A 25,608-nucleotide genomic window follows, 5' to 3' on the forward strand; every position below is an offset into this window, starting at 1 on the left:
CCGAGACACAAATCGCTTAGTCAAAGTGGGGGAATTTTGCCGAGCGGGTGTTCGCGGACACGACACCAGAGAACACGCAGAGATTGGCGCAAAACCCATCGACACACTCATTGCGGGTGAACTTTTCCGCATTTGGGTGTTTGTAGTGACCGTCCGGACACTGACACTCACAACTCGTTTAGGAGCCAATGCAATGAACCCCAAAAATGTAGCTGCCCTCGCAACCATCACGATTGGATTGCCTATGCTGGCCGCCGCGCAGTCTATGGATGCTGACGGAGATGGCGTTCTTACTCTTGAAGAGGTGCAGGCCGTAGCACCAACTGTAGATTCCGAGACCTTCACGGTCATGGACACGAACGGCGATGGTACTCTGGACCAGGACGAGGTTCAGGTTGCTCAAGACGCGGGCGTCCTTCCGCCCAGCAACGGCTAAACCTCTACGACCAATGGCGGCCCAACCCTCCCAGGGCCGCCACCCTGTGCGTCGACAACTCATCTCAAAAAGCAAGCATCAGACCCGCTTGTATCCGCGTGTCGGCACCCGGCTAGTCAACCATTCAGCTTGTTAGCCTGTCCAAACTTGACCAGTGGCTCGACTAAGCCTCTATCAGTTTTACTTGCCTTTCAACGTCTTGGTTAGCGCGTTAAGAGCGTCATCCATTTTCTTTTTCTGTGTTGCGGCTTTCTTTTGCAGATTGAATATTTTGTTCCCAATTTTGGCCAAGCCCTTCGTCGCCGGGCCCAATTTAGACATGTCGCCACTTTTTATTGCAGCTTCGAACTTACTCATTTCCTTGTTGGCTTTTTCCAGCTCATCTTGCGACTTCTTGTACGCCTGCATCTCGGCATGCATCTTCTTTTGTGCGGCTTCGACCTTCTTTACGTCAGGAGCAGACATATCTTTCTTCCTCGCTACAGTATGACTTCGGGCGTTGTTATAGGCTTGTGAATTTGGAACTTCAGTGACTGACATCACAGAAACCAAAGTGGGAAACATGAACGTCGGAATCGCGTTTACCCTCTGAGGGGTTTCGTCAGTCTTGGTCAAATCTAGTGCAAAAAAGCCCGACCCAATTTGGGCCGAGCAAGTCGCCGAGGTAGTCTTCTACTTGGCTTTTTCGTCACTAAAGAAAAGCCTGTCCAGCAGTTTAAGGAGTGGGCGTACGCGCTTGTCACAGATTTTGTAGTACATGTGATGGCCATCGCGCCTGCCCACAATCATCCCCTCAAGCCGCAAACGCGCCAAATGTTGGGAAACCGCCGCCTGGTTCAAGGACAAGTTATCAATCAGTTCCCCGACGGACTTCTCTCCATCAGCAAGTAAGAACAGGATTTGCAGGCGGCTAACATGGGCGAATGCCTTCAGGTAGTCGGAGGCCTCAACGGCCTTACCTCGGGCACGCGGCTTCACTTCTTTGCTGCTGAAAGCGGGTTTTGTGGCCTGAGCTTTTCCGCCCAGATATCGGCGTGTTCCTGAAACACGTCCGCTCGGCTATTTGACTCAATCGGCTGCCAAAACCTCATCAAATCGGTCGATCACGTCATCTAATTCTGACCCAAAACAACTGAAACACACAGATGACCATCAAATACAATCGCCCGATTGCAACAACTGCCCAGGCACGAAGTATTCTGGGCCTCTAGACCGGGTTTGCGCACCCTTGAAAACCCACAAACCCGGTCAAAAAGTCAGGCCGAAGGCTCGGCTTTACTACTAGGCAAGGTTTGCTCAAGTTCTGGCGTGATCGGGATATGCTCCGCGTCGTCACCCGGTGGCAATTTAAAGGGGCCATCGGCCCAATCCGCCGCCTTCCAAGACTCTTTGGCGTCTTCAATCCTGTCTCGGGACGATGAAACGAAGTTCCACCAGATGTAGCGCTCCTCGCTCAGGGTTGCCCCACCCAGCGCCATGAGACGTGCACCCTTTTCGCCAGCCCGAACGCTTATTTTGTCACCGGGTCGAAAGACCATCATTTGCCCGGCTTCGAAGACGTCACCAGCAATCTCAACCGACCCTTCAGTAACGTAGATTCCACGGTCTTCCTGATCGTCCGGCAATGGAAAGTGTGCACCCGGCGAAAGAATGACATCGACGTAAAACGTCTCGGACTGCATCGTCACGGGGCTGGATTTGCCATAGGCTGATCCGAGTATGAGCTTTGCTTGAACGCCCGTATCTTGAAGCTCCGGTAGCGCCGCGTTCTTGTGGTGTTCAAAGTCCGGTGCCATGTCTTCGCTGTCTTTTGGCAACGCGATCCATGTCTGAATCCCGAACAACCTATTGCGCTTGGCCCGCGTTTCCGCGCTGGTGCGTTCGGAATGCGTTACGCCCTTGCCTGCAACCATCCAGTTCACTTCACCCGGATAGATCATCTGATGAGTGCCAAGGCTGTCGCGATGCTCAAACTCGCCATCATACAAATAGGTTACTGTTCCAAGACCGATATGCGGATGTGGGCGAACGTCTATACCGCCTTCCGTAATGAACTCAGCTGGGCCCATTTGGTCGAAAAAGATGAACGGTCCGACCATCTGGCGTTCGGGTGCAGGCAAAGCACGCCTGACTTCAAACCCACCAAGATCACGGGCACGCGGAATAATCAAAGTCTCAATACTGTCAGCCGAGCTATTTGGGCACTCAGGGTTATGCGTGGGGTTCCAACTCATGCATTGGGTCCTTTGTCTGTAGTTGGGTCTTGCCAAATGCGCCGCCGGTCAAAGGAAATGACCGGCAGCATCCTTAGGCACCTACGTTTCCAGCGCGGCGGCGACGCGATCCGGAGTAAACGGCATGTGGCGCAGGCGCTTGCCTTGCGCGGCATAGAACGCGTTGGCAATAGCCGCGGGCACCATCGGAGTGCCAACCTCGCCAACACCAACAGGCGGTGCATCGACCTCTGCGACGTAGATCTCGATTTCCGGCATTTGCGACGCCCGCGTGATCTCGTAGTCCCAGAAGTTGCTTTGCACCACTTCGCCGTTTTCGATATCGATCTTTTCAGAAAGAGCCATCGAGATACCGAACACGATACCACCTTCGATCTGATTGAGCGCGTTGTCTGGCGTGACGATCAGTCCCGCGTCGATTGCGGCCCAGAAGTTGGTGATCTGGATCTCTCCACTGTCCGCGTCAACTTCAACTTCCGCTACACCTGCGGCCATGGAGGAGCTGTAGCCAGCGAAAGAAAGCCCTAAGTTTCGATTTCTGCGATTTTGCCAATCCGACATCTCGGCCACCTTCTCAAGCAAGTGCCGCCCGCGTGGGTTTTCTGAAACAAGATCTAGCCGGAACTCCAGAGGATCCCGGCCGGCTTGCTCTGCCAGTTCGTCCATAAAGCACTCTGCCGAAAAGGCCGTGTAGGACGCACCAATACCGCGATAGGGGGCAAGGCGGGCGTGCCGGTCCATGATCAGGTGATCGGCGCGGAAATCCTTGATCCCATAGAATTTGCTCTCTGCACCCCGCATCGAGATCACGTCGTTGGGGTTCACCGCGTCCCAACGCAGCGGGTTGAAAAAACCAATGACCGTTGGTGTCGCGACCTTGTGATACCACCCATCGAGCTTTCCTTCCGCTGTCAGACCGGCCTCAAGCTTTTGTGCCGCAGCGGGGCGAAAGGTCCCCTGCTTCACGTCGTCTTCACGCGGCCAGATCACTTTGACAGGGCGTCCAATAGCTTTCGAGCACAGCACTGCATCGCGCACATAGTTCTGCATCAGGGCTGTGCGTCGACCAAATCCTCCGCCCATTGTCATCATGTTCAGTCGAACGCTTTCGACAGGGATGCCCAACACCTCCGACACGGTGCGCGCGGTCCACGACTGCGTTTGCGTGCCTGCCCAAACCTCAGCACCTTGCCCGTCCGCATCAACGTCAGCAACAGCCGCCATCGGCTCAATCTGAGCGTGGTAGGCATAGTCCGACAGATAGACCTGCGAAAACTGACTGTCAGCATTGGCAATAGCTGCTGGGGCGTCGCCTTTCTCGGCCCAGGTTGCCCCCGATGCTTCAGTGGCGCTGACAGCGGCGGCGTATTCGGCCAGCGTCTCTTCGCTGTTTGAGGTTCGGAAAGGTGAGGTGGTGGACCATTCGACCTCAAGCAAACCCCGTGCCCCCAAGGCAGACCAAAGGCTTTCCGCGACGACGGCGACACCGTCCGGTACTGCCACGACATCGATGACGCCGGGTACCTCGCGTGCGGAAGCGTCGTCGATGGAAAGCGGAACTTCGTCCTCGACTGGTGCACGTAGAACGGCGGCATAGGCCATATTAGGCACATCCACATCGATCGCATATTCGGCCTGACCTGTGCTTTTCGCCGGAACGTCGCGACGCGGCAAATCTTGCCCGATGATCCGAAACGCGGATGGGTCTTTCAGTGGCACGGTCTCAGCGTCTGGTACCGTCACATCCCTTGAACCGAACGCTGCCAGTTCACCATAGGCAGCCTGTTGGCCATCGGGTCCTAAAACAACACTGGGTTTGGTCCTAAGGCTGGCTTTGTCCACACCCCATTCGCGCGCTGCGATTTGCAGCAACACGTCGCGCGCCTGAGCACCGGCCTTGCGCATCGGATCAAAATAGAACTGTGTTCCGGTGCTACCCGCCGTATACAAAACACCGCCAAACAGCTTGTTTCCAAAGCGTCGATCATCAGCGTTTAGCTGTTTGATCTCAACGTCATTCCAAGCAGCGTCCAGTTCCTCGGCCAGAATCTGCGGCAAGGTAGAATAGCTGCTTTGGCCCATCTCTGTGGACGGATGGACGATCTGAACGGTGCCATCAGCCCGGATCGTCAACCAGTGATTGACATCCAGTGTGCCGACCGCTGCTTCGGACCGGACGGATGAGATGCCGCCCGCACCGATGAAAAACGTCAGTCCTGCAGCGCCTTGTAGAAACCCACGGCGGTTCATGGTTATGGTCATTTCAAACCTCCTTGGCTGCGCGTTCGATGGCTTTAAAGATTCGGTTATAGGTTCCGCAGCGACAGAGATTCGCGCTCATCTCATCGACAATTTCCTGTCGTGTCGGAGATGGATTGTCCGCCAAAAGTGCCGCCGCGCGCATGATCTGACCCGACTGGCAATAGCCGCATTGTGCAACCTGCTCTTCGATCCAGGCCCTCTGAACAGGATGCGAGCCGTCTTCGGACAATCCTTCGATCGTCGTGACTTGTGCATCCTCCACGTCGCTAACCGACATCTGACACGCGAAGCTCGCCACACCATCCACATGCACTGTACAGGCCCCACACATGGCAGCACCGCATCCGTATTTCGTACCTTTGAGTTTGAGCGTATCTCGAAGGACCAGCAGCAACATTTCGTCAGGGGGGTTATCAACCTCTACGGGTCGGCCGTTCAATTCGAATTTGATCATTTGGAACAGTCCTTGTGATGCCTGATGTTGACAGATTCTTGTGAAGTGGAATTCGTCGTCATGGCCTGACCATGGAGTGGTCTTGGTCAGCGCCGGTAACTGGGTAGATCATTGGCGTGACACGAACTTTCATTCCCGGTCGCAATGTAAGTTCGGAGTTTTCCAGATGTGCCCAGACACGTATTGTGCCGCTGTTTTCATCGAACCAAACCGCCGATCCGGTGAGCACAATTGCATCCTGCAGAGCCTGACCGATCTCCGTCTCAACACGAAACCGGCCGGAATTTGATAGCTCCTCTGAGTGCGTTTTGCTCGTGTTCAACCCAGAAACCCAATGGGCATAGGGAAGCTCGAAAGCAACGCGCAGGCTGTTCAGATTTACGAGTTGAAACAGGGGCGGGTCGCCCGAATTGAACTCAACCAGCGAACCCGGTCCAACACGCGGGTCTTCAACATGTCCTGAGATCGGCGCACGTATGAGCGTGTCGTTATAGTTCGTTTGTGCGATCTCCAACTCGGTTTCCGCCAAGGCCCTTGCGGCCTTAGCCAAAGCCAGATTGGTTTCAGCGTCCAACAAGGCAACCTCTGTTGCGGCTCCACGCGTTGAGAGTTGGGCTGCGCGATCCAGCTTGTCTTGGGCTTGAAGCAACAGAGCCTCGGCTTTGGCCAACTCTGCACTCGCGGCATCGACCGCCAGTTTCTCCAGATCGTTTCGAAGCTGCAGCAATGGCGTGCCCGCTTCGACATAGTCGCCTTGCTCAACCAGAACTTCTTCGACAATGCCTTCAGCACGGCTATAGACGTCCGATCGGTCGACTGCTTCGATACGGCCTTCAAACTCCGCACCTCCTGCGGATGCCTGATCAGGTGCGTGGGCCCAGAACAGCGCCACAATGAGTGTGGCCGAAAGCACGGGTCGAGTGATGACCAAAATCGATAGCATCTCAAACACTCTCATCATGGTGCGATCAGATGGCGAACGACCGGCCCGCTTTCACGGGTATCGAAGGCTGAGACGGTCCGTTGAAGATCTTGATCCTGTTGTGACACGCGCTCATGTTGGGCCAGATGTTCCTGCCAGGAAGAAACCATGAACGCTTCGACCCATAGCTCAGGCTCTTCTGCACTTTGGAAAACGCGCCAATCATAGGCTCCGTCGCGCCAGCGCTCGCCCGACCATTCCTTAATAGCGGACAGGAACGCAGCTTCGTCCTCGGGTCGAATGCGATACTCAACTTCGACCATGACAGGACCGCGGGACGCCAAGTCGTCCTCTTCCAAGGCAACCTGCGGCGCAGGCCAATGCATTGAAGGCGTCAGGTCCAGATCTTCGCCCTGACCAAGCTGGAACTTGCGTGTTAGAAGCAAGCCGACGATCAGGCCTCCAGCTGCGATCAGCAAGGTGATCGAAACAGATGTTGCCGTTGCCACCTGACCCCAGATCGCTGATCCAAACGCCATTGACCCGAAGAAGACCATCAGATTTACGGCCAACCCTCGGGCCCTGACCCAATTGGGCAGCGCGGTCTGGGCCGAAACATTGAACGTGGTGAGAACAGCAATCCAGCTAAACCCACCCAACAGTGCGGCGATATAGGCCAGAGGAGGGGTTGTCGCCGTTGCGAGAATTGCCATGGCAACGGCAGTGCCGATGGTTCCGCCTGCTGCTGTGGTGCTTGCATCAAGCTTCGCGCGGAACTGCGGGAGGGTCAAAGCGCCCACAACAGCCCCAGCACCGATCAACGTCAGCAACAATCCATACAGCGTCGCCCCGCCACCTTCGATCGTTCGGACGACCAACGGCAGCAGAGCCCAATAGGCAGAGGCAAAGATGAAGAAGGCAAAGGATCGGATCAAAGTTGCCTTGAGCGGGCCGTTATGTGCGACGTGCCGCATGCCGGTCATCATTGCGTTGAAAACGGGCTGAGATGTCTTCGATACAGCACTTTCGTGTTTCCAAAACAACAGAGCGCCAATGATCACGAGATAGCTGACCGCGTTGACTGCAAATGGCGCCGCCAAGCTGACCGATGCAATCAAAACGCCCGCCAAGGCAGGACCGATCGCGCGGCTGATGTTGATGCCCATTGAATTCAACGCAATGGCTGGCTGCAACGCATCACGCGGCACCAGAGTTGGCACGATCGCTTGCCAAGCAGGAGCCATGAAAGCCGTCCCAGTTCCGATGGCCAATGTGAACAGGATCAGCAGCGTAGGTGTTACCAGCTCAAGCTGAACCAGCACGGTTAGTACCGACACCAGTGCCAGAAGCACAACGTTCACTGTGATCAACAGCTTGCGTTTGTCCAATCGGTCCGCCAGCGTGCCAGCGTATAGTGCGAAGATGAACACTGGCAGGGTTGTTGCCGCCTGCACAAGTGAGACGACTGCCGGAGATGAGTTAAGCGTCGTCATCAACCACCCAGCGCCCACATCATGCATCCACGTGCCGACGTTGGAGATCAGGGTCGCGACCCAAAGAAGCGCAAACGCCCGATGTTTGAACGGGGCCCAAGCCGAGTTTGATGCTGCAGGTGCAGGTTTCGCGATGCTACCACTGGATGACATCTGCCAACTCCTCGCGATTTCTTTCGGCGTAGGACCGCACAAACGGGCAAAGAGGCACAATGCGGAGACCCCTGTCGCGCGCGTCCGCCACAAGTTGCGCGGCCAAGGTCCGAGCCAAGCCGCGACCACGCAACTCTTCCGGGACAAACGTGTGGTCGGCGATAACGAGGCTGGGCGTGACTTTTGACAGCGTCAGTTCTGCCTCGCTCACGATCCCGGACACCGAAGCACCATACCGTGCTTTTGTATCGCTTTCGCTGTAAGTGATTTTTAGCTTTTGATCGTCCAAAACGGGAAATCTCCTGAGGTCTTATCGCTATTCAGCGGCAAGGCTGCCTTGGCTTTGCGTCGTAGCACCGGGCGCACCGAAAATTGGAACGGGTGACCAATCGGGAAGCTCTGGCAGTGGGGCAGGTGCATGCGCCGCAAAACGGGCCTTGGCATGTACGATCTTGCCGCCCGTAAGTGTCAGGTCGGCCTCGATCTCGGTGATCTCATCCTCGGCAATCGAGAAATAATCCCGGTCGAGCACAGCGATATCCGCCCATTGCCCCGCCTTGATCTGACCTTTCTTACCCGCTTCCCGGCTGAACCAAGCCCCGGCAGCGGTCCAATGACGCAGCGCGTCGTGCCGATCCAAACGGTTCGCCGCACTCCAGATGATGTCTCCGCCACGACCTTTGCCAGAAACGGCCCAGTGAATGGCCAACCACGGGTTATAGGACGACACCCGCGTCGCATCCGTGCCAGCAGCCAGAGGCACACCCGACGCCATCATCTTCTTGACCGGCATGACCTCTCGCAGGGCGTTTTCTCCATAGCGATCACGATAGGCTGTGGTCTGAAAAGCGATGCGGTTTTGATAGCTGATACCACCGCCCAGGCGCGCGACCCATTCCATGGTGGATTCTGAGATCGTCTCGCCGTGATCGAAAATCCAATTCAGCTCTTCCAGCCCTTTGTCACGGCCAACCTCCTCAATAAGGCTCAGCAACCGGTGGGCGCTTTCCTCATAGGTACAATGGAACCGGATCGGCCAGCGGTTTTCGAATAGAAATTCGAGTACCGGCCAGAGGTCTCCTTCCATCCTCTTGGGCAGATCGGGGCGCGGGTAGCTGAAATCTTCGAAATCATAGGCCGATGCGACCAGCATCTCGCCCGCGCCCACGCATTTCAGGTAGTCGTTTCCTTCGTCTGGCTTGACGATGTCATTCCAGCGTTTGAAGTCGTCCAGTTCGAACATCGGGCGCTGAGCAAATAGCTGATAGCCTATACGTACGGTTTGCTCGCCGCGTTTGTTCAACTCGGTGATGACCCCGTAGTCGTCGGGATAGTTCAGGAACCCACCCGCGCAATCCAAAGCCGAGGTCAATCCAAGACCATTCAGCGCCTTGAAATAGTGCTTGGTCGAGGTGACCTGCTGTTCGAGATCCAGCTTGGGGGCCATGTCCAGAAGGGCGTAAAGCGGTTGCGCATTCGGGCGCGCCATTGCAAGACCTGTCGGGTTGCCCTGATCGTCCCGCTCTAGACGCCCTGAGACAAAGGGTTCGTAGAAATGTTTGTCGATGCCGATTGCGCGTAGGGCGGCTTTGTTCAACCAGGCCCGATCATAGAGGTGCAACACGTAGACAGGCACATCCGGCGCGACCGCATTGATCTCATCAATCGTCGGCAAGCGTTTTTCAGCGAATTGATCAACGGACCAACCACCAACCACGCGGATCCATTGGCCAGCAGGAGTACGCTCTGCCTGAGCCTTCAGCATACGCAGACCGTCGGCAAGAGACGGAACGTGGTCCCAGCGCAGCTCCATAGCGAAGTTGTTGCCTTGTCGGATGATGTGCGTATGGCTGTCGATCAGACCGGGGATCACACGCTGGCCGCCCAGATCAATGGTTTCGGTTTCGTGGCCCGCAAGCCCAAACATGTCCTTGTCAGTTCCAACAGCGGTGATCTGATCCCCTGAAATGGCCACAGCTGTCGCTTCTGGCGTGTCAGGATCCATTGTCGTGATCTTGCCGTTGAAGAGTATCTTGTCTGGGGCGGCCATGGCGCACATCCTTTGGCAAAGCGAGAGTTGTCGGTGCCCACCGGAAGGGCACAGATTGAGAAAGATTTGGAAAATCGCCCGCTCGGCTTCATGGGGAGGGATTAAGGGACCGAGCGAGCGTGGCGCGGGAGATTATTCTGCGGCGATACCGGCTTCCGAGGCGTGCTCACCCAAAGCCCACTTCGAGAAGCGCACTTGGATACCATATGGCGTATGGGTTTTAAGGATATCCATAACGCCATCGTAGGTTTCGCCGCGTGCCCAGTCCTGCTGAAGCTCGAAGACGAACTGTAGCGCGTTCATCGGAACCGCACCCGCTTGAACCAGACGGTCCATTGCACGCTCGTGGGCTTCAGGCGTGACGTCCCCGCATGCATCAGCCGGGATATAGACTTCATAGCCTTCGCGCAGCAGGTCGAGCGTTGGGAACATGACACAGGCCTCGGTCCACAGACCAGCCAGCACGATCTTTTTGCGACCGGTTGCAGCAACTGCCTTGCGGAAGTTTTCATCAACCCAAGAGTTGATCGAAGTCCGGTCAATGACTTCCTGATCCGGATACAGATCGGTCACTTCAGGCATGAACGGACCCGAGAAGCTGTCTTTCGCGACGGTTGAGATCACGGTCGGCAAACCAAACAGTTTCGCGCTTTTGGCAAGGATCTGCACGTTGTGCATCACCGACAGGCGATCATGGCTTTCGACGCCCTGGAACATCGCGGGCTGAAAGTCGATCAACACAAGGGCCGCGTTCTCAGGTGTGATCATTTCGTGTTTCGACATTTGACTTCTCCGTTGTTGAGTTTGGATGGGGTTAAAGGGTTTCGGGTTTGGTTGGTTGGCTCGTCTCTTCCGCCTGCGTGACGGCGAAGGATTTCAGATGCAGGGCCTGTGACACAGCGTCGGAATGACCCCGGATCCATTGCACTGCAGCTTCTCCGGCGAGCATGCCCAAGAGGCCCAAAAGCGCGATGATTGGCGGGGCGGGACTGCGGACTGTGATCAGGCCATAGATGACCCCAATCCCGAGGCCCGCTGCGAGCGATATAAGATATGGTTGCCAAGTCACGTCGGGTTTCCTTGCAATTCTGGTTCGATTGATCTGGTTTTGAGGGTTTTAGGTTCTTTCCTTGCCGCGGGGCTTGGCATATCGAAAACCAGCGCGGCCCCGTCAGTGTGCCATTGCAGAGTGACCTGTTCGGATCGCGGAACCTGTAGACCATCACCCGCGCTCAGACGTTCGTGCTCGGCATAGGCAAGGCCATCCAGCAGATGAACGAAGTGGTCACTTTCGCCATTTGCAGAAAGCGCAAGTTCTTGTCCTTCGCTGAACCGACGAAGCGTCAATCGCGCCCTTGATCTCAACGGGATCAAGGGGTGCAATGTGGCGGGTCCAGCGAGCAGGACATTCCCTTCGTTCGGAACCGAGGTTTGTGTGTATGAAGGCTCACCACTTACCTGATCCGGGATCAGCCAGATCTGCAGGAATTTTGCGGGCTCCGACGTGGACCCGTTGTATTCGGAATGACGCACGCCAGTGCCTGCAGACATTCCCTGCACTTCGCCTGCACGTATACTGGCGGCATTGCCCTGATCATCATCGTGGCGCAGCTGCCCATCCAGAACCATTGTAATGATATCCATATCCGCATGATCATGTGCAGCAAAACCACCACCCGGGATCAGGCTGTCTTCGTTGATTACGCGCAGATTGGCGAACCCCATGCGCTTCGGGTCTTGGAACTGGCCGAACGAAAACGTGTGATAGCTATCCAGCCATCCGTTTTGCGTGCGTCCGCGCGATGCTTTTTCGTGGATCTTGATCATTTCACTCAGTTCCAAGTTCTGTTGTTCTTCGATGTGGGGCGTGGTTTGAACTCGACAAAGCAGAAGTTCTGCGGGTATGCATTAGTTAGGCTAAACTGTTTTTCTGTATTGCCATGCCGTTGTCCCGATTGCCTTCCTTGCTAAGTTTGCGTGCCTTTGAGGCCGCGGCGCGGCGCGGCTCGATCAAGGAAGCGGCCTATGAGCTTTCGGTGACACCAGGTGCGGTTAGCCAACAGATCAAGGCGCTGGAGGCCGACCTTGGGGTGGCTTTGTTTGTGCGAAAGACTCGCGCGATCCATCTAACACCCGAAGGGCAGCGCTTGCAGCCAATGATTAGCGAAGCGTTCTTGCAGATCCGTCAGGTGGTCGATGAGGTCCGACCCAAGAAGACGCCCAAGCTGCGCATCCGTTCTGGCAATGCCTTGATCAGCAAGTGGCTTTTGCCCAGGCTGCACAAGTTCACCAAGAACCACCCAGACGTTCAGGTCCACATTGAGTCCGAAAACCCTTTGGACCACAAAACCCACGCAACCGCCGATATCGAAGTTCGATACACCAGCGAACCGCCTGACGACCGTTATACGGAGTTGCTTCACCGCGAGTTGATGCTGGTGGTCGCCAGCCCAGGTGTGCTGGACACGTTCGACATTAAATCCCCCACCGACATCAAGGCAGCGCAGGTTCTGTACGATACAACGCCGATGCTGAACGGGTCGGTTCCCAGTTGGGTTCTTTGGAGCCAACACGCCGGACTTCCGAATGCGGTCGATCCATCGAAAGCCATGCGGTTTGAAAGACCTCCGGGCGGCCAGATTGTGGACGCGGCGATCGCAGGCGCGGGTGTCGCGCTCTGCGGATCGCTGCTGGTGTATTCGGCACTTTCGGACGGACGACTTGTTTGCCCATTCGGTCCGGTGGTAGAAACCGGGTTCAGCTATTTTATATGTTGCCACCCGGGCCGGGAACGTGAAGAGCATATTCATGAGTTCATGTCCTGGGCGCGCAAGGAAGCCGCCGTCTTATCTACGTTGAATGCGATGCGTGAACCTTCACCCGGGGCCGACATCTCCGTTGAAGTGTGAGGCTAAGGCCGTCAGTTCAGAGTTTCGCAGCTCGTGTCCGCCTTCATGGACGTCCGATGTGACCTCAGCACCATGATCAGAAAGCCAACTGATAAGGCGTTCCGTCATTGGCCATGGCGTGATTGGGTCGCGTCGTCCTGCGGTCACCAGAACTTTCCGCCCCACCAGCTTAGGATGTGCGTCCGGTTCCCATGTGACCATCGGATGCAGAAGGCCGACCCGCTCGAACAGGTCCGGGCGTTTGAGAAAGACTGCCGCCAGGATGTTTGCCCCGTTCGAGTAGCCGAAGCCATAAACCGGATGACCGGAATGCGATGCGCGATGGGCTTCGATGAACGCAATCATCTTGTCCGTCGCACGGGCAAGGTCCTCCATGTCATATATGCCCTCGGCAGTGCGGCGGAAGAATCGAGCGGCCCCCATTTCAAAGACATCGCCGCGCGGTGATACGATCCCGGCGCCAGCGACGAGAGTGCCGGCCAATTCAACAAGTTGGTGCTCGTCCCCTCCGGTGCCATGAAAGGCAAAGACCAGCGGACGGGCGGGTTGCGGCGCATGCACAAGCGCCTGATAGAGATCTTTGGACATTTCAACCTCTGAAATCATGATGCAAGTGGCGGCAGGAGACTTTCGATTTTGCTACGATGTGGCTCGTAGCGGGTAGGCAACTTAAGCGCCTCACCCAGATGGGCCGTATCTTCATCTCGGTCAAAACCCGGCTCGTTCGTAGCGATCTCAAACAGCACCCCACCTGGCGTGCGGAAATAGATCGCCCAGAAATAGTCACGATCGATAACCGGCGTGACCTGATAGCCTGTATCCAGCAAAGCCCGCCGAACACGCAGTTGCGCGGCGCGGTCCTCGACGGCAAAAGCAATATGGTGAACAGACCCAGCGCCCTGACCAGCGGTCGGGGTACCGGGCGGTAACTGCTGCAGATCAATCGTGTCCGCGGCGTTGCCGCCTTCGATCACATAGCGAGTGACGTCACCTTCGGTTTCAGCCTCCTGGTATCCCATGAAGGTCAGCAGTTCACCCGTTGCATCAACATCCTTCAGAGCGAACCGAGCGCCTCGGAACCCAAGAATCGCGGCCTCATCGGGAATACCGCCCTGAGTCCAGGCTGTTCGGCCTCGCGCATCAGATTCGACTAAGGCAAAGCTATCGCCATCGGGACCGTCAAAGGACAAACGCTTTTCTCCGAAGACCGAGCCATCGGCCAGCCCAGTCACGCCCTCAGATGCAAGACGTTGTTTCCAGAATTCGACACCACCTGCGGGGATGGCAAACTCTGTCACACCTACCTCGCCGGCGCCTCTGTGTCCTTTTGGCATCTGACCAAAAGGAAAATAGGTCATGACCGAACCCGGTGTTCCAACCTCATCCCCGTAATAGAGGTGATACACCTTAGGCGCATCGAAATTGACCGTCTTTTTCACTCGGCGCATGCCAAGGGTGTTGGTGAAGAAAGCGTTGTTGGTGCTGGCATCTGCAGCCATCGAAGTGACGTGGTGCAGCCCTTTGATATCTTTGATCATGTTCCGCTCCCGGGCGCGTGTTCAACTTGCATCAAAGATGGAGTATCGATTATGAAAGTGAATAGACATCTTTAGCGCTTTATTATTGACAAAAACGGAATTATTAAACTGAGATGATCGAGCTTAAGCCCATCCGCGTCCTGCGCGCCGTTTCAGACCTGAAAAGCTTTTCCTTGGCCGCGCGCGAACTGGGCATCGCACCAGCATCAGCAACACGCATCATAGCGCAGCTTGAGAGAGACCTCGGCACACAGCTTTTGGTTCGCACGACACGACAAGTTTCACTAACCAGCGCCGGAGCAACTGTGCTTGCGCAGTACAGACCGCTATTGGAGGGGTTTGAGGAGGTCACACGAAGTCTTCAACGGGCCAATCAACCTGACAAAGGCCATCTGCGACTGACCGCGCCGGTATCACTGGGCGTCACGTTGCTACCGCAAGTGATCTCCGGGTTTCGTCTTGCCTATCCGAATATTTCAGTCGAGATCAACTTCACCGACACCCTGCTCGACGTGATCGAGGAAAACTGCGACCTCGCTGTACGTGTATCGGGCCCGCCCACCGACAAATCGACAATTTGGCGCAAACTCTGCGAAGTTCCGCGGCATATGATTGCTGCGCCGTCTCTGTTTGAACGCATACCCCGGCCTGATCATCCGCGCGATCTGAACCCAGACCTTCTTATGTCATATAGCGCGCAAGGCCGCCCTGAAGCTTGGGATTTCTCTCATGCAGGTAGCAGTGTTTCAGTTCAAGCTGGCGGAAAGATAATCTCCAACAATGGAGACTTCCTCTACGCTCTTGCGGTCGCGGGAGACGGCATTTGTGTTCTACCGGATTTCATTACTGGTACGGGATTGGTTAGCGGGCAAGTCGAGCAGGTATTGCCAAACTGGTCTATCACGTCGTTGTGGCTTACGCTGTACTATCCCCCATACGAACAACTCCCACCGATCGTCGGAACGTTTGCAGAGTACTTTGAAAAATTCGTGCAGATCCATCCGAACCTGGAAACAAAAGTTTGAAGCAGCGTGGGCTGCAAATTTGAACGAAATCTGTTTGCCGAAAGCCACTAACTCCAGCCGGTTCAAACAGACTTTGACAGTACAAACTGTCTTCGCGTTGAACAGACATTCAACATAAGGAGGTGAATGGCAGCAGTGTCCGCCAACCGGTCATTTGGCAAAAAACGCTCAAAGTCTGCTGCGCGCGCACAGCAGACACTCACGGGATTTTGCTCAAAGTCCGCAACGCGCCCGGAGCCGTCTTTCTATTTCAATTAGACTGACGAGCTTTCTTCGAAACAGCCAGAGAGAATGACCGCATGAGCGAACGTGCAGTATTTGTTTGTATCAGATCCGAAAACTCAATGCGCCCACGTTACTTCATACCCTCATATTCGGACAGACGAGCTATCACAGCGCGGCGAAGTGTGGTCATATCGATGTCGATTGCGGTGAACACGCTGCCTGCGTCGAAAACGAGATCCAACAGTTCCGGATCCGAGGAGAGAAATCCGGCGGGTTTGCCATGGGAACGCACGCGGTGAATGGTGTCGACGATCGCCTCCTTGACATCGGGGTGTTTCAAGTCTCCGGGGTGCCCGAGGCTGGCTGCCAGATCCGCTGGGCCGACGAAGATGGCATCAATGCCGTCTATGGTGGCAATCTCTTCGAGATTGTTCATGGCGTCTCGCGTTTCAATCTGAACAATCAGGCATATCTCTTCGCGTGCTTTAGTGAAGTAATCGGGGATCGCGGCAAATCTGTTTGCGCGTGTACCCCCTGCAACCCCGCGCAAACCGGCGGGCGGATAGGTGACTGCCGCCGCTGCAAGCCGAGCCTCTTCTCCGTTCTGCACATATGGCACAAGAATTGTCTGCGCGCCGATATCCAGCATTTTCTTAATCTCAGCGACGTCGAGGCTTTTCACCCGTACAACCGGTTCCACCGGATAGGCTGACATGGCATGCAACCCGTGCAGAACCTCTTGAACATCGCGCGGAGAATGCTCGCAATCGAGTACGATCCAATCATAGCCGCACCCTGCCAGCATTTCGGTCATAGCGGGGTCGCGGATCGAACTCCACAGACCCAGTTGCTGGTTGCCTTGCAGGATAGCTTCTTTGAAATGGTTCATTGGCAAGTCCATTGAGGGTTCCCTTTCAGTTTACTGGTATGAGCAGATCTTGCACGGTATCCGCCAGATTTTTCCCAGTCTTCTATCCGCTCCAAAGCGGACATCCGACAAAAGCGCTCAGATGAACGCCTTGTCCGCAACTTGGTCGTTGGCAAGCTGACGATCGCCGAACTTTACGCTTGATGCTCGACTGCAACCGTTGAGAATCGATTAGCTTTTTAGGTGATTACAAATATGACCCATAGCAGCACTGGTTGCGGCGTGGCCAATAGTGAACAGTTCTGCGCAAGTTCGCCTCATGCGTATCGACGCTGTTCGACCGGATTAGAATTCACCATCCGCGCTAGACACAAAAAACGAGGCTCAGGTCTGGTCCATCGGCTCAAAACTAAACGAGTAGGAATGATCCTGAAACTTAGTAATACTAGTCATCAGCAGTGTACCAAGACCTTCTCGGACAGTTTGATTGTTAAACGCTAAGCAAAACTCGGAGGCGTCAATGCCATGGGTGCCGAGCAAGGCTCCCAAAGCGTTGTTGGGCTGGGCCCGACCGGCCAAGAGCTTTAGTTTGATTTTGCCGTCAACTTCTTTAGCCATTTTGCTATTTTCACCCCTAGTTTTCAGCTTAGGCAAGCGTACAGAAACCCTGTAGCAATGCAATGTTCAGGTATGACTTATAGCCATCCCGGGGCACATCAAGCACGCGCAGTGAAGGTCTGGAATCGTACGCATCTTTTTAATTCGATGATTGCTTGGCCAACGGGAGCTTGGCCGGTCAGCCGCCGTTCATTCATCGAGCAGCGGAATCCAACTGTGAGCCCTGTATTCGCGATGCTAGACCTTGCGCTGATGTCTACTATCCCGCAAAAAACAGACAGGATCGCCATTTCTCAAACGATTGTGAGGGTTTATGAAGCGGCGTAGTATGATGGTCGGCAGCTGGGCACTGGGAACGATGGGTTTGCTGGGGATGAAAAGGGCAACGGCCAATGCTGGGTTCTACGTACCGCCGGAAGAAGATCCTCACCAGCTTACTTTCATGCAGTGGCCCGTAAACCGCGGGGTTCATCCTGACCCTGTCTTCCTCGATATGGCTCAGCAGACGATTGCCGATATCGCGAATTCAATCAGCGAGTTCGAGCCGGTGACGATGCTCTGTGCGGCTGAGGATCACGCAGGGGCACAGACAAAGCTGTCGGAAAAAGTAGAGTTGTGGGACATCCCCACGGAAGATCTCTGGTGCCGCGACGCAGGACCGATCTTTGTGGTAGACGGCGCTGGCGGTCTTGCCATCAGCCATGTCCAGTTCAATGGCTGGGGGGAAAAACAAGTGAATGCACGCGATAGCCTGATTGCTGAGCATGTTGCCGAACGTCTGGGGCTGCAGCTCTTGCCAACCGGATTATGCGGAGAAGCGGGGGGCGTGGAGCAGGACGGGCATGGTCTGTTGATTGCACATGAAAGCAGCTGGGTGAACGACAACCGAAATCCCGGCCTAAGCCGCGACGAGATCGAACGCCGGTTGCTGACCGCCTACGGCGCGGACCGGATGATCTGGTCGCCTGGTGTCTGGGGCGAAGACATCACCGATTATCACATTGACAGTCTTGCGCGGTTTACTGGTCCGGGAAGTGTACTGATAAATCTACCGGATGACCCCGATATGGAAGACCCGTTCCATTTCGCTGCCGTTGAGACACTTGATGTGCTGGTTGCAAACGATTTGGACGTTGAGGTCATTCCTGAACCGGTGATCCGCCGCGTAAAAAGCATCGAATTCGTAACCTCCTATGCAAACTACTATGTCTGTAATGGGGCGGTGATTGCCGCCGAATTTGGAGACCGAGAAACCGACGAGATCGCGCGAGAAGCTCTTGCGCGACGCTATCCGAGGCGGGAGATCGTAGCTTTGAATGTTGACCCATTGGGTGGGATGGGTGGCGGTATCCATTGCGCAACCCAGCAGATGCCTGCAGTATGATCTGGTTTTCGCGCAAAGTCAGCATCATCGAGGCCGCAGCCGCGCCTTGCTGCACCCGCTCTAAGGTCCGTTCTGAGCACAAAGCGGACTTCCATCGTTAACTCCAACTCTTCGGAGAAATTCAATACCCTAAATTTCTCTCGGGTACAGGTCTAAGGTTTGCTAGACAGCGTCACCAAGAACGAAATCAAGTCTGCAATCTCCTGCTCGGATAAACTCAATTTCGCGAGTATGTCTTCGCCATCAGCGTGCAACCGCTCAATGTCAATTTCGCTGTAATGTCGGATTACCGCTTCCAAGTCGATAAAGTTGCCGTTGTGCATATAAGGCGCGGTTTCGGCCACGCCCCGAAGGCTGGGTGTTCGAAACATTCCAAAGTCAGAATGGCTCCTTCGCACACCGCGAACTGCCCAAGCCCCTTGCTTATCTGGATCGTCGCTCCAATCCCCGTCCAGTGTAAATTCGCTTGATAGTAATATGTTCAATCCGCCGAACCGCCCTTCGTCTACTTCGGCTTCGTTCAGAAAATATGGTACGCCGGCGTCGTGGAACTCATTGTTGGAGAATCTTGGACCGTTGTGGCAAAACACACAATTGCCGCGTCCCAAGAACAACTGAAGACCTCGCTGAGCAGCTTCAGGGTAGTTCGCCGCTTCGACAAAATCGCCGCGTTCCAGCGCGTCTCGAAAACCGTCAAATTGTGTTGCTTCTGTGATTATAGTTTCCAGGAAGGCCGATAAAGCTTTGGCTGTGTTGACCAAAACCAATTCTGGGTCTTGCTTCTGGATTTCACCAAAAGTCTTTTCGAAATCATTAATATACGGGCTATCAGAAATTGCCGCTTTCAGACTCTCTTTACTGTGCGCCATCTCTTCGTCTGCGATGATAGGGTGTAAACTGGCGGCCCAGAGGTTGTCACTCTTGCCGCCCCAGCCGTACCATCGAAGACCCGCAAGGTTTCTCAGAGATGGCGTGTTCCGATCAAGCAAAACCCGGCCGAGCGCGCGCGCTTCTGTCGTAGTGAATGCCTGTTCTGGATCATGGCAACTTGCGCAGGCAAATGCACCATCGACAGACAACAACGGATCGTTGAACAAAGCCGCGCCGAGCGCAATCGCACTGGCATCGTTTGAAACCCTGTTACTTGGATCCGGCTGCAAAGATGGTGGCCACGGTCCGAAGGACAGCGTTTGCTCAATTTCGTCTTCAGACAACAAAACTTCTGCATTCGCGGCACTTGCCAAGACCACCAACGCGACTGACACCCAAAGCCTCATCTCAGCGCAATCTCACTCGTATAGGAAACCAATTTCCCATTGAAGTCGACGTCCACTTGCAGTTCCCACAAACCCGGCATGTGAAACAACAGGTCATCGATACGGAATTTTCCTTCGTCTAACGCCGTTACCTTGGGAGTGTAGTTTAACCCGTGTTGGTGAGCGGGCATGATTGCATCGACAAGTATTTCACTCACAGGAGTTTCATTGCAGACTTCGATTAGAATGGAAAACGGTTGGGCCAGTGGTACTACTTCTGAAGAGACATAGACCTCAGGTGCGTCTTCGACATCTGAGGCCGCGCGCTGCCCCACCGCTTCACACGCAACAACCGGCCCTGATGAAATCAGAAACCAAAAAGCCCAGCGAGTCATTCTGATGCCAACATACGTTCCGCGTTTGCATACGCAATGTTGTCTGCAATCTGATCAGGAAGTTGGTTTAACCATTCACGCGAATAATCGGCATGAGGGCCAACATAGTACCAACGCTCTGGGGCGAATGTATCCGTGCCAACCATAAAACGATCGGGATGTGCTTCAAACGCAGCCTTCCACCCAGGGTCGATGCGGCCCCGAGAAATCATATCTGAACGAAACGCTAGATCGGCCCAGAGTCTAGGATGGGTGTCCAGGGCGTCGACCACACTGTCAGGGTCGGTAAAGCCGGAATGGGCCCACAAAACGCGGGCTTCGGGCCATGTTTCGAAGATCAGGTCAACCGCCTCGCGATCGCCGTGGTGATGCAGAATTAAATTCCGTTCTTTTGCCAAAGCGATCATATGCTGGATGACCGGCGTTTTGATATCATTGCCATAGGCGTGAAATTCGCCGATGGCTTCGTATTCGTTCTTCGCCAGATTTGATTCCAGATAGTCGACGACAGTTTCGTCGTGCATCCAAGTGTTGATCTCTCCGCGGCGACGATAAGGACGAAGTGCCGGGACAACGATATCTGGCGCTGCGTCCAAGAGCAGTTGAGTACCATTGTCATCAGAGCTGGAAACAAGCGCCTTTCGCACGCCAGCATCCCGCAGAATCTTAGCGACTTGTTCAGGTGGGACAAGCTCCACAGCGTCGTGACTGTAGTGAATATGAGCATCAAAGATTGGCCGGTCATCTGCGGTCGCCGTACCGCTCAACATGATTAAGGTAAAGAGAGGGAGATATTTTAGCACCGCAAGCTTCCTGATTTGAACTACTGCAGTTCCGACTGTGGAGTATTGTGGCAGAACTCCCAGAGTTTACGTCGATCGGCCAGAGTAAAGCCAATCATTTCGTTAGTTGATATTGGCCACGTTGAACGTCTGCTTTGCACGCAAAGTAGGCGTTAAATGAATTTTAACGAATGACCGCACACAGCCCATCCTGTGAATTCGGTTTTCTCGCTGCAAGCGCAAACAGCACAGATTTGTGCTACGCGTGCATCAACTTGAGTACGGCAATGCGGCATAGTGAGCGGCCATTCGGACCAAGCGCAGCGAGATTTCGTCAAGCAATGAGCGAGATGCGGACTACCCATTGAGCACCGACATACATGTCATCACAGAGCTGTTTGAGAAGGGTTGAGGGTTCTGTTGTGCAATTACTTGCTGAGTGCAAGTATCGCGCCGCATGCTCGGGTTATGCGGCCAGTTCACGCCCGGATTCTGTCCGTTTCGTCAACTCGCTGTGAGCGTCATTACAATCGCTCGAAATGGTCTTCGCTGCCAAAAGACTGCAACGGAATCTGTTGGGCATTTCACCGCACGGACTGACCCAAGGCTCTGCGGTAAACTGGTAACTATTGGTTCGAGTAGACTACAACGTGTTTTGGTTATCGATGATAGTGAATTCAGTTTTTAGACACACGTCCATAACCTTTTGAACTTAAAGACCCTGTTAATATCGCTCCATTAATTAAGGGGGCGAAAATGCGTATATCAGAGGCGGGTCCCATGCTGATCAAAACGATAAGTGCGATTGGGCGTATAACCAAACCGAACAGTTTCACCCGCATCGACTTGGTACTGGCCGAATAGACGCGCGGTGATCTGATGATCCTGCATCATCGCGATTACGTTGGTATCTCCACCTAGATGTTCGACGTGAGTGACATTTGCGGTGATCGGGCCCTCATCTGCCAAAAACAGATCTTCGGGGCGAATGCCCGTAGTGATGTCTGCCCGCTCGCCGATCAGGCTGGAGGGGAAGAAATTCATCGACGGCGCGCCTAGGAAACCTGCGACGAATTGGTTGGCAGGGTTGTTGTAAAGCTCCATCGGGCTGCCGACCTGTTCGACGCGCCCGTCGCGCAGCACAACGATTTTGTCAGCCAGCGTCATCGCTTCAGTCTGGTCATGGGTGACGTAGATCATCGAGGCATCAAGCTGCTGGTGCAGGTTGGCGATTTCCAAACGGGTGTTCATGCGCAGGGCGGCGTCGAGATTGGACAAAGGTTCGTCAAACAGAAACAGCTTAGGTTCGCGCACAATTGCGCGACCGATGGCCACGCGTTGGCGCTGGCCACCGGACAGTTCAGACGGGTAGCGGTCGATATAGGGCTCAAGGTTCAGCATCTTGCTGGCCTTGGCGACCCGTTCTTCAATAACCTGCTTGCTCTGACCTTCCTGTTTCAGCGCCAGCGACATGTTTTTTCGGACATTCAGATGAGGGTAAAGCGCATAGCTCTGGAACACCATCGCGATGCCGCGTTTCGACGGCGGGGTGAGGTTCATGAGCTCTCCTCCAATGCGCACCTCGCCCGAGGTTACGTCCTCTAGCCCCGCGATCACGCGTAGAAGGGTCGACTTGCCACAGCCCGAGGGGCCGACAAAAACGACGAATTCGCCGTCTTCAACGTCGATGTTGATATCCTTGAGGACCTCGACGGTTCCAAAGGACTTGTTCACGTTTGTAAGCGTCAGGGCGGTCATGTGCGTGCCTCTTTCAGCGAAATGGGTTGGCCGGTGCGGATGCTCTCATCGGCGGCCAGACAAATGGCCAGCGATTGCACGGCGTCGTTCATGTGGCGGGTTAGGTCGATATCTTCAGCAATGGCGCGCAGCATGTAAGCTTGCTCGGCATCGCAGAGTTCCTGATGGCCGGGCTCATCGGGCATGTCGATTGTCTGGTCGCCATCGGGGCGGTGGACCAGAAGGCCACCGACCTTGGTGTGGCCGTCGATATCAGCCGATGCGCCTTTGTTGCCATCGGTGATCGAGACCGAGCCCTTGGGCGAGACGATGTCTTTCACGAAGAATGCGGTCTCGGACATCATCGGACCCCAGCCGGCCTCGTACCAGCCGACCGAGCCATCCTCGAAGACCACCTGAAACTGACCATAATTGTACATGTCTTCGGCGATCTCGTCGCTCAGCCGCAGGCCCATACCGTGGACGCGCACTGGGTCGGAGTCAGTGATCTGGCACATCACGTCGACATAATGCACACCGCAATCGACGATGGGCGAGGTCGTCTGTATCAGGGCTTTATGCGTTTCCCACTCGGCCCCGCTGCTTTGTTGATTGAGGTTTAGACGGAAGACATACGGTCCGCCGAGATCGCGCGCCTCGGAGATCAGGCGCATCCAGGAGGGGTGGTGCCTCAGGATGTAGCCGATCACCAGCTTGCGGTTTGTTTCGATAGCCTTCGCAACAACACGTTTGGCGTCGGCTACGGTGGTTGCTAGGGGTTTTTCAACGAACACATGCGCGCCTGCTTCCATCGCGGCGCAGGCATAATCGGCGTGGCTGTCGGAATATGTGGCGATAATCACCAGATCAGGGCTGGTTTCTGACAGAGCGCTCGCGAAATCAGAATAGGCGGGATACCCAGCAAGATCGGGATGATCCACGCGGCCAGAGCGGTTCACCAGCCCAACGATTTGCGCGTCTGGATGGTGGTGATGGGCCAGGGCGTGGCTCAGGCCCATATTGCCAAGGCCAGCGATCAGAACTCGGTTCATTTGACAGCTCCTGAAGTGATGCCGCGGATCAATTGGCGCGAGAAGATGACATACAGAACCAGCACCGGCAGGATCGCCATGGAAAGCGCGGACAGAACCGCGTTCCAGTCGGTGACGAACTGGCCGATGAAGACTTGGCTACCCAGCGTCAGGGTTTTGGTTTCCTCAGCAGGGGCGAGGATCAAGGGGAACCAGAGGTCGTTCCAGATGGGGATCATGTTGAACACGGCGACCGTGGCCATGGCAGGGCGGACGAGAGGCAGGACCAACCGGAAGAAGATCGTGTATTCCGACAACCCATCGACGCGGCCTGCGTTCTTTAGATCATCAGAAACCTGACGCATGAATTCGGACAAGATGAACACAGCCAAAGGCAAGCCTTGCGCGGTGTAGACCAAAATGAGCGCCCAAAGCGTGTTGACCAAGCCGGTGGCAACCATCATCTCAAGGATCGCGACCGTACCGATGCGGATCGGGATCATGATCCCCAGCGCTAGGTATAGGCCCATCAGGGTGTTGCCTTTGAACTTGTACTCGCTTAGCGCAAAGGCGGCCATGGCGCCGAACAGCAGGACAAAGGCCAGTGATACCACAGTAACTATCAGCGAGTTCTGGAAATAGAGGAAGAAATCCCCTTGTTTCATAACCGTCTGGTAACCGATCAGCGAGAAGCTTTCGGCATCGGGCAGAGCAAGAGGCTCGCGAAAGATAGAGCGACGGGTTTTAAAACTGTTGATGATGATCACAAAGACCGGGAACAGGGCGATCAGTGTGTAGAGGATCAGCGCCCCATGCATGGCGGCTGTGTTCAGCGGGTTTTGGCGTGCTTTGTTCATCGTCATACCCTCACAGCTGATACCGGCGCATCCGGGTCTGGATGCCGAACAGGTAGATGCAGACCCCAACAAGGATGATGGCGAACATCGCCCCGGCAATCGCCGATCCCATATGCGGGTCACCGAGTTGCAATTGGAAGCCAAAGAAGGTGCGATACATGAAAGTACCAAGGATATCGGTTGAGAAATCCGGCCCCGCAAGCGCGCCTTGCGAGACGTAGATCAGGTCGAACGCGTTGAAGTTACCGACAAAAGTGAGGATCGAGATGATGCCGATCGAAGGCAGGATCAAGGGCAGTTTGATCTTCCAGAACGCCGACGCTCCGGTGATGCCGTCAATCTCGCCAGCCTCAAGGATTTCCTCGGGAATCGACAGCAGGGCGGCATATATGAGCATCATCGGAATACCGACGAATTGCCAGACCGAGACCAGTGCAAGTGTGGTCAGGGCGTATTCCTCCTTGCCAAGCCACGGCGCGAACAACGATTTCAGGCCAATCGCGTCCAGCATCGAGGGTGCGATGCCCCACAGTGGCGACAGGATCAGCTTCCAGGCAAAGCCTACGATTACAAAGCTCAGGATTGTCGGGATGAAAATCGCTGACCGATAGAGCGCGGCAAACCGCAACCTCGGATGTGACAGAAGCGCTGCCAAGGCGACGCCGATGGGGTTCTGCACCAGCATGTGTATAAGGAAGAACCAGAAGTTGTTGCCCAAGGCGTTCCAAAACTGTTCGGACCAGATCGGGTCGAAGAACAGCGTGCGGAAATTCTGCAGGCCCACGTAAACGCGCGTCTGATCGACCTCAGTGAACAGCGCAAGGCGCAGTGTGTTGAACAAGGGGAAGATCATCACCGCCGTGTAGACCAGCACCGCTGGGGCGAGGAAAACAGCGATGTGCCAGCGTATGCGGCGGGTTTGCATGAGACTCTCCGGGGGAATTAAGTCCGGACGCGACGCGGGGCCGCGTCCGATCTG

The 25,608-nt window shown here is 55.1% G+C and carries 27 protein-coding genes; 4 read left to right on the forward strand and 23 right to left on the reverse strand.

All coding sequences use genetic code 11. The annotated features are described in order from the left end of the window. The first annotated feature begins 193 nt into the window (after positions 1-193). On the forward strand, positions 194-436 hold the full coding sequence (locus RA28_RS17830; protein ID WP_052261527.1) for a hypothetical protein: 243 nt from the start codon (positions 194-196) through the stop codon (positions 434-436). 180 nt (positions 437-616) lie between these two features. Here the strand turns inward: RA28_RS17830 and RA28_RS17835 are convergent, their stop codons facing one another. From RA28_RS17835 to RA28_RS17890, 12 genes are all read right to left on the reverse strand, one after another. Beyond that, positions 617-1,051: a hypothetical protein gene (locus tag RA28_RS17835; RefSeq protein WP_039531874.1), complete on the reverse strand. Its 435-nt coding sequence runs from the start codon at positions 1,049-1,051 to the stop codon at positions 617-619. 57 nt (positions 1,052-1,108) lie between these two features. Further along, a complete protein-coding gene (locus tag RA28_RS17840) occupies positions 1,109-1,414 on the reverse strand; it encodes an ArsR/SmtB family transcription factor (protein ID WP_039531876.1) in 306 nt (101 codons plus the stop codon). Positions 1,415-1,692: 278 nt separating this feature from the next. Next, positions 1,693-2,670, reverse strand: a complete 978-nt coding sequence (locus RA28_RS17845; protein ID WP_039531878.1) for a pirin family protein — start codon at positions 2,668-2,670, stop codon at positions 1,693-1,695. 81 nt (positions 2,671-2,751) lie between these two features. After that, positions 2,752-4,932, reverse strand: a complete 2,181-nt coding sequence (locus RA28_RS17850) for a xanthine dehydrogenase family protein molybdopterin-binding subunit (RefSeq protein WP_039531880.1) — start codon at positions 4,930-4,932, stop codon at positions 2,752-2,754. Position 4,933: 1 nt separating this feature from the next. Further along, complete coding sequence (locus RA28_RS17855) at positions 4,934-5,386, reverse strand: (2Fe-2S)-binding protein (protein WP_039531882.1); 453 nt, start codon at positions 5,384-5,386, stop codon at positions 4,934-4,936. Positions 5,387-5,444: 58 nt separating this feature from the next. After that, complete coding sequence (locus RA28_RS17860) at positions 5,445-6,347, reverse strand: efflux RND transporter periplasmic adaptor subunit (RefSeq protein WP_082029855.1); 903 nt, start codon at positions 6,345-6,347, stop codon at positions 5,445-5,447. Further along, complete coding sequence (locus RA28_RS17865) at positions 6,344-7,954, reverse strand: MFS transporter (RefSeq protein WP_039531886.1); 1,611 nt, start codon at positions 7,952-7,954, stop codon at positions 6,344-6,346. Before RA28_RS17865 ends, RA28_RS17860 begins: the two co-directional genes overlap by 4 nt. Beyond that, positions 7,938-8,243 (reverse strand): GNAT family N-acetyltransferase, encoded by a 306-nt coding sequence (locus tag RA28_RS17870; protein WP_039531887.1) that lies wholly within the window; start codon positions 8,241-8,243, stop codon positions 7,938-7,940. Before RA28_RS17870 ends, RA28_RS17865 begins: the two co-directional genes overlap by 17 nt. A gap of 27 nt (positions 8,244-8,270) precedes the next feature. Continuing rightward, complete coding sequence (locus RA28_RS17875) at positions 8,271-10,004, reverse strand: amidohydrolase (protein WP_052261510.1); 1,734 nt, start codon at positions 10,002-10,004, stop codon at positions 8,271-8,273. Between the two features lie 132 nt (positions 10,005-10,136). Then, positions 10,137-10,787 carry a hydrolase gene (locus RA28_RS17880; protein ID WP_039531889.1) on the reverse strand — a complete coding sequence of 217 codons (651 nt, stop codon included), beginning with the start codon at positions 10,785-10,787 and terminating at the stop codon, positions 10,137-10,139. 31 nt (positions 10,788-10,818) lie between these two features. Beyond that, entirely contained in the window at positions 10,819-11,073 is a 255-nt protein-coding gene (locus RA28_RS17885) for a DUF1427 family protein (RefSeq protein WP_039531891.1), read from the reverse strand. Further along, positions 11,070-11,831 carry a pirin family protein gene (locus RA28_RS17890; protein WP_052261511.1) on the reverse strand — a complete coding sequence of 254 codons (762 nt, stop codon included), beginning with the start codon at positions 11,829-11,831 and terminating at the stop codon, positions 11,070-11,072. Before RA28_RS17890 ends, RA28_RS17885 begins: the two co-directional genes overlap by 4 nt. 146 nt (positions 11,832-11,977) lie before the next feature. Between RA28_RS17890 and RA28_RS17895 the strand changes: the two genes are divergently transcribed. After that, the gene (locus RA28_RS17895) at positions 11,978-12,913 is read left to right on the forward strand and encodes a LysR family transcriptional regulator (protein WP_206539639.1); all 936 of its coding nucleotides are present in this window, start codon (positions 11,978-11,980) and stop codon (positions 12,911-12,913) included. Here the strand turns inward: RA28_RS17895 and RA28_RS17900 are convergent. Then, a complete protein-coding gene (locus RA28_RS17900; RefSeq protein ID WP_039532535.1) occupies positions 12,881-13,501 on the reverse strand; it encodes an alpha/beta hydrolase in 621 nt (206 codons plus the stop codon). The two genes, RA28_RS17895 and RA28_RS17900, sit on opposite strands and share 33 nt — an antisense overlap. Positions 13,502-13,515: 14 nt before the next feature. Next, a complete protein-coding gene (locus tag RA28_RS17905) occupies positions 13,516-14,451 on the reverse strand; it encodes a VOC family protein (RefSeq protein WP_039531895.1) in 936 nt (311 codons plus the stop codon). A 113-nt stretch (positions 14,452-14,564) separates the two neighbouring features. Here RA28_RS17905 and RA28_RS17910 point away from each other — a divergent pair, with 113 nt between their 5' ends. After that, a complete protein-coding gene (locus RA28_RS17910; RefSeq protein ID WP_039531897.1) occupies positions 14,565-15,476 on the forward strand; it encodes a LysR family transcriptional regulator in 912 nt (303 codons plus the stop codon). Positions 15,477-15,831: 355 nt separating this feature from the next. Here the strand turns inward: RA28_RS17910 and RA28_RS17915 are convergent, their stop codons facing one another. Then, positions 15,832-16,590, reverse strand: a complete 759-nt coding sequence (locus RA28_RS17915; protein WP_241481160.1) for an HpcH/HpaI aldolase family protein — start codon at positions 16,588-16,590, stop codon at positions 15,832-15,834. A 363-nt stretch (positions 16,591-16,953) separates the two neighbouring features. Further along, positions 16,954-17,187, reverse strand: a complete 234-nt coding sequence (locus RA28_RS17920; protein ID WP_052261512.1) for a hypothetical protein — start codon at positions 17,185-17,187, stop codon at positions 16,954-16,956. A gap of 313 nt (positions 17,188-17,500) precedes the next feature. On the opposite strand from RA28_RS17920, the gene RA28_RS17925 reads away from it, so the two are divergent. Next, positions 17,501-18,571, forward strand: coding sequence for an agmatine deiminase family protein (locus tag RA28_RS17925; protein WP_039531900.1), 1,071 nt, complete (start codon positions 17,501-17,503; stop codon positions 18,569-18,571). Between the two features lie 152 nt (positions 18,572-18,723). On the opposite strand, the gene RA28_RS17930 is transcribed toward RA28_RS17925, so the two are convergent. From RA28_RS17930 to RA28_RS17960, 7 genes are all read right to left on the reverse strand, one after another. Beyond that, positions 18,724-19,836 carry a cytochrome-c peroxidase gene (locus tag RA28_RS17930; RefSeq protein ID WP_193747425.1) on the reverse strand — a complete coding sequence of 371 codons (1,113 nt, stop codon included), beginning with the start codon at positions 19,834-19,836 and terminating at the stop codon, positions 18,724-18,726. Between the two features lie 8 nt (positions 19,837-19,844). Then, the gene (locus tag RA28_RS17935; protein WP_039531902.1) at positions 19,845-20,222 is read right to left on the reverse strand and encodes a hypothetical protein; all 378 of its coding nucleotides are present in this window, start codon (positions 20,220-20,222) and stop codon (positions 19,845-19,847) included. After that, on the reverse strand, positions 20,219-21,025 hold the full coding sequence (locus RA28_RS17940) for an amidohydrolase family protein (RefSeq protein WP_039531904.1): 807 nt from the start codon (positions 21,023-21,025) through the stop codon (positions 20,219-20,221). The genes RA28_RS17935 and RA28_RS17940 overlap by 4 nt, the downstream gene beginning before the upstream one ends. Positions 21,026-21,769: 744 nt before the next feature. Next, entirely contained in the window at positions 21,770-22,762 is a 993-nt protein-coding gene (locus RA28_RS17945) for an ABC transporter ATP-binding protein (protein ID WP_039531906.1), read from the reverse strand. Then, positions 22,759-23,793 (reverse strand): Gfo/Idh/MocA family protein, encoded by a 1,035-nt coding sequence (locus tag RA28_RS17950; RefSeq protein ID WP_039531907.1) that lies wholly within the window; start codon positions 23,791-23,793, stop codon positions 22,759-22,761. Before RA28_RS17950 ends, RA28_RS17945 begins: the two co-directional genes overlap by 4 nt. Beyond that, complete coding sequence (locus RA28_RS17955) at positions 23,790-24,629, reverse strand: carbohydrate ABC transporter permease (RefSeq protein ID WP_010439354.1); 840 nt, start codon at positions 24,627-24,629, stop codon at positions 23,790-23,792. The genes RA28_RS17950 and RA28_RS17955 overlap by 4 nt, the downstream gene beginning before the upstream one ends. Before the next feature lie 10 nt (positions 24,630-24,639). After that, positions 24,640-25,554 carry a carbohydrate ABC transporter permease gene (locus RA28_RS17960; protein ID WP_039531909.1) on the reverse strand — a complete coding sequence of 305 codons (915 nt, stop codon included), beginning with the start codon at positions 25,552-25,554 and terminating at the stop codon, positions 24,640-24,642. Between the last annotated feature and the right edge of the window lie 54 nt (positions 25,555-25,608).

Source organism: Ruegeria sp. ANG-S4 (genome assembly GCF_000814005.1).
In the GTDB taxonomy this organism is placed as follows: Bacteria; Pseudomonadota; Alphaproteobacteria; order Rhodobacterales; family Rhodobacteraceae; genus Ruegeria.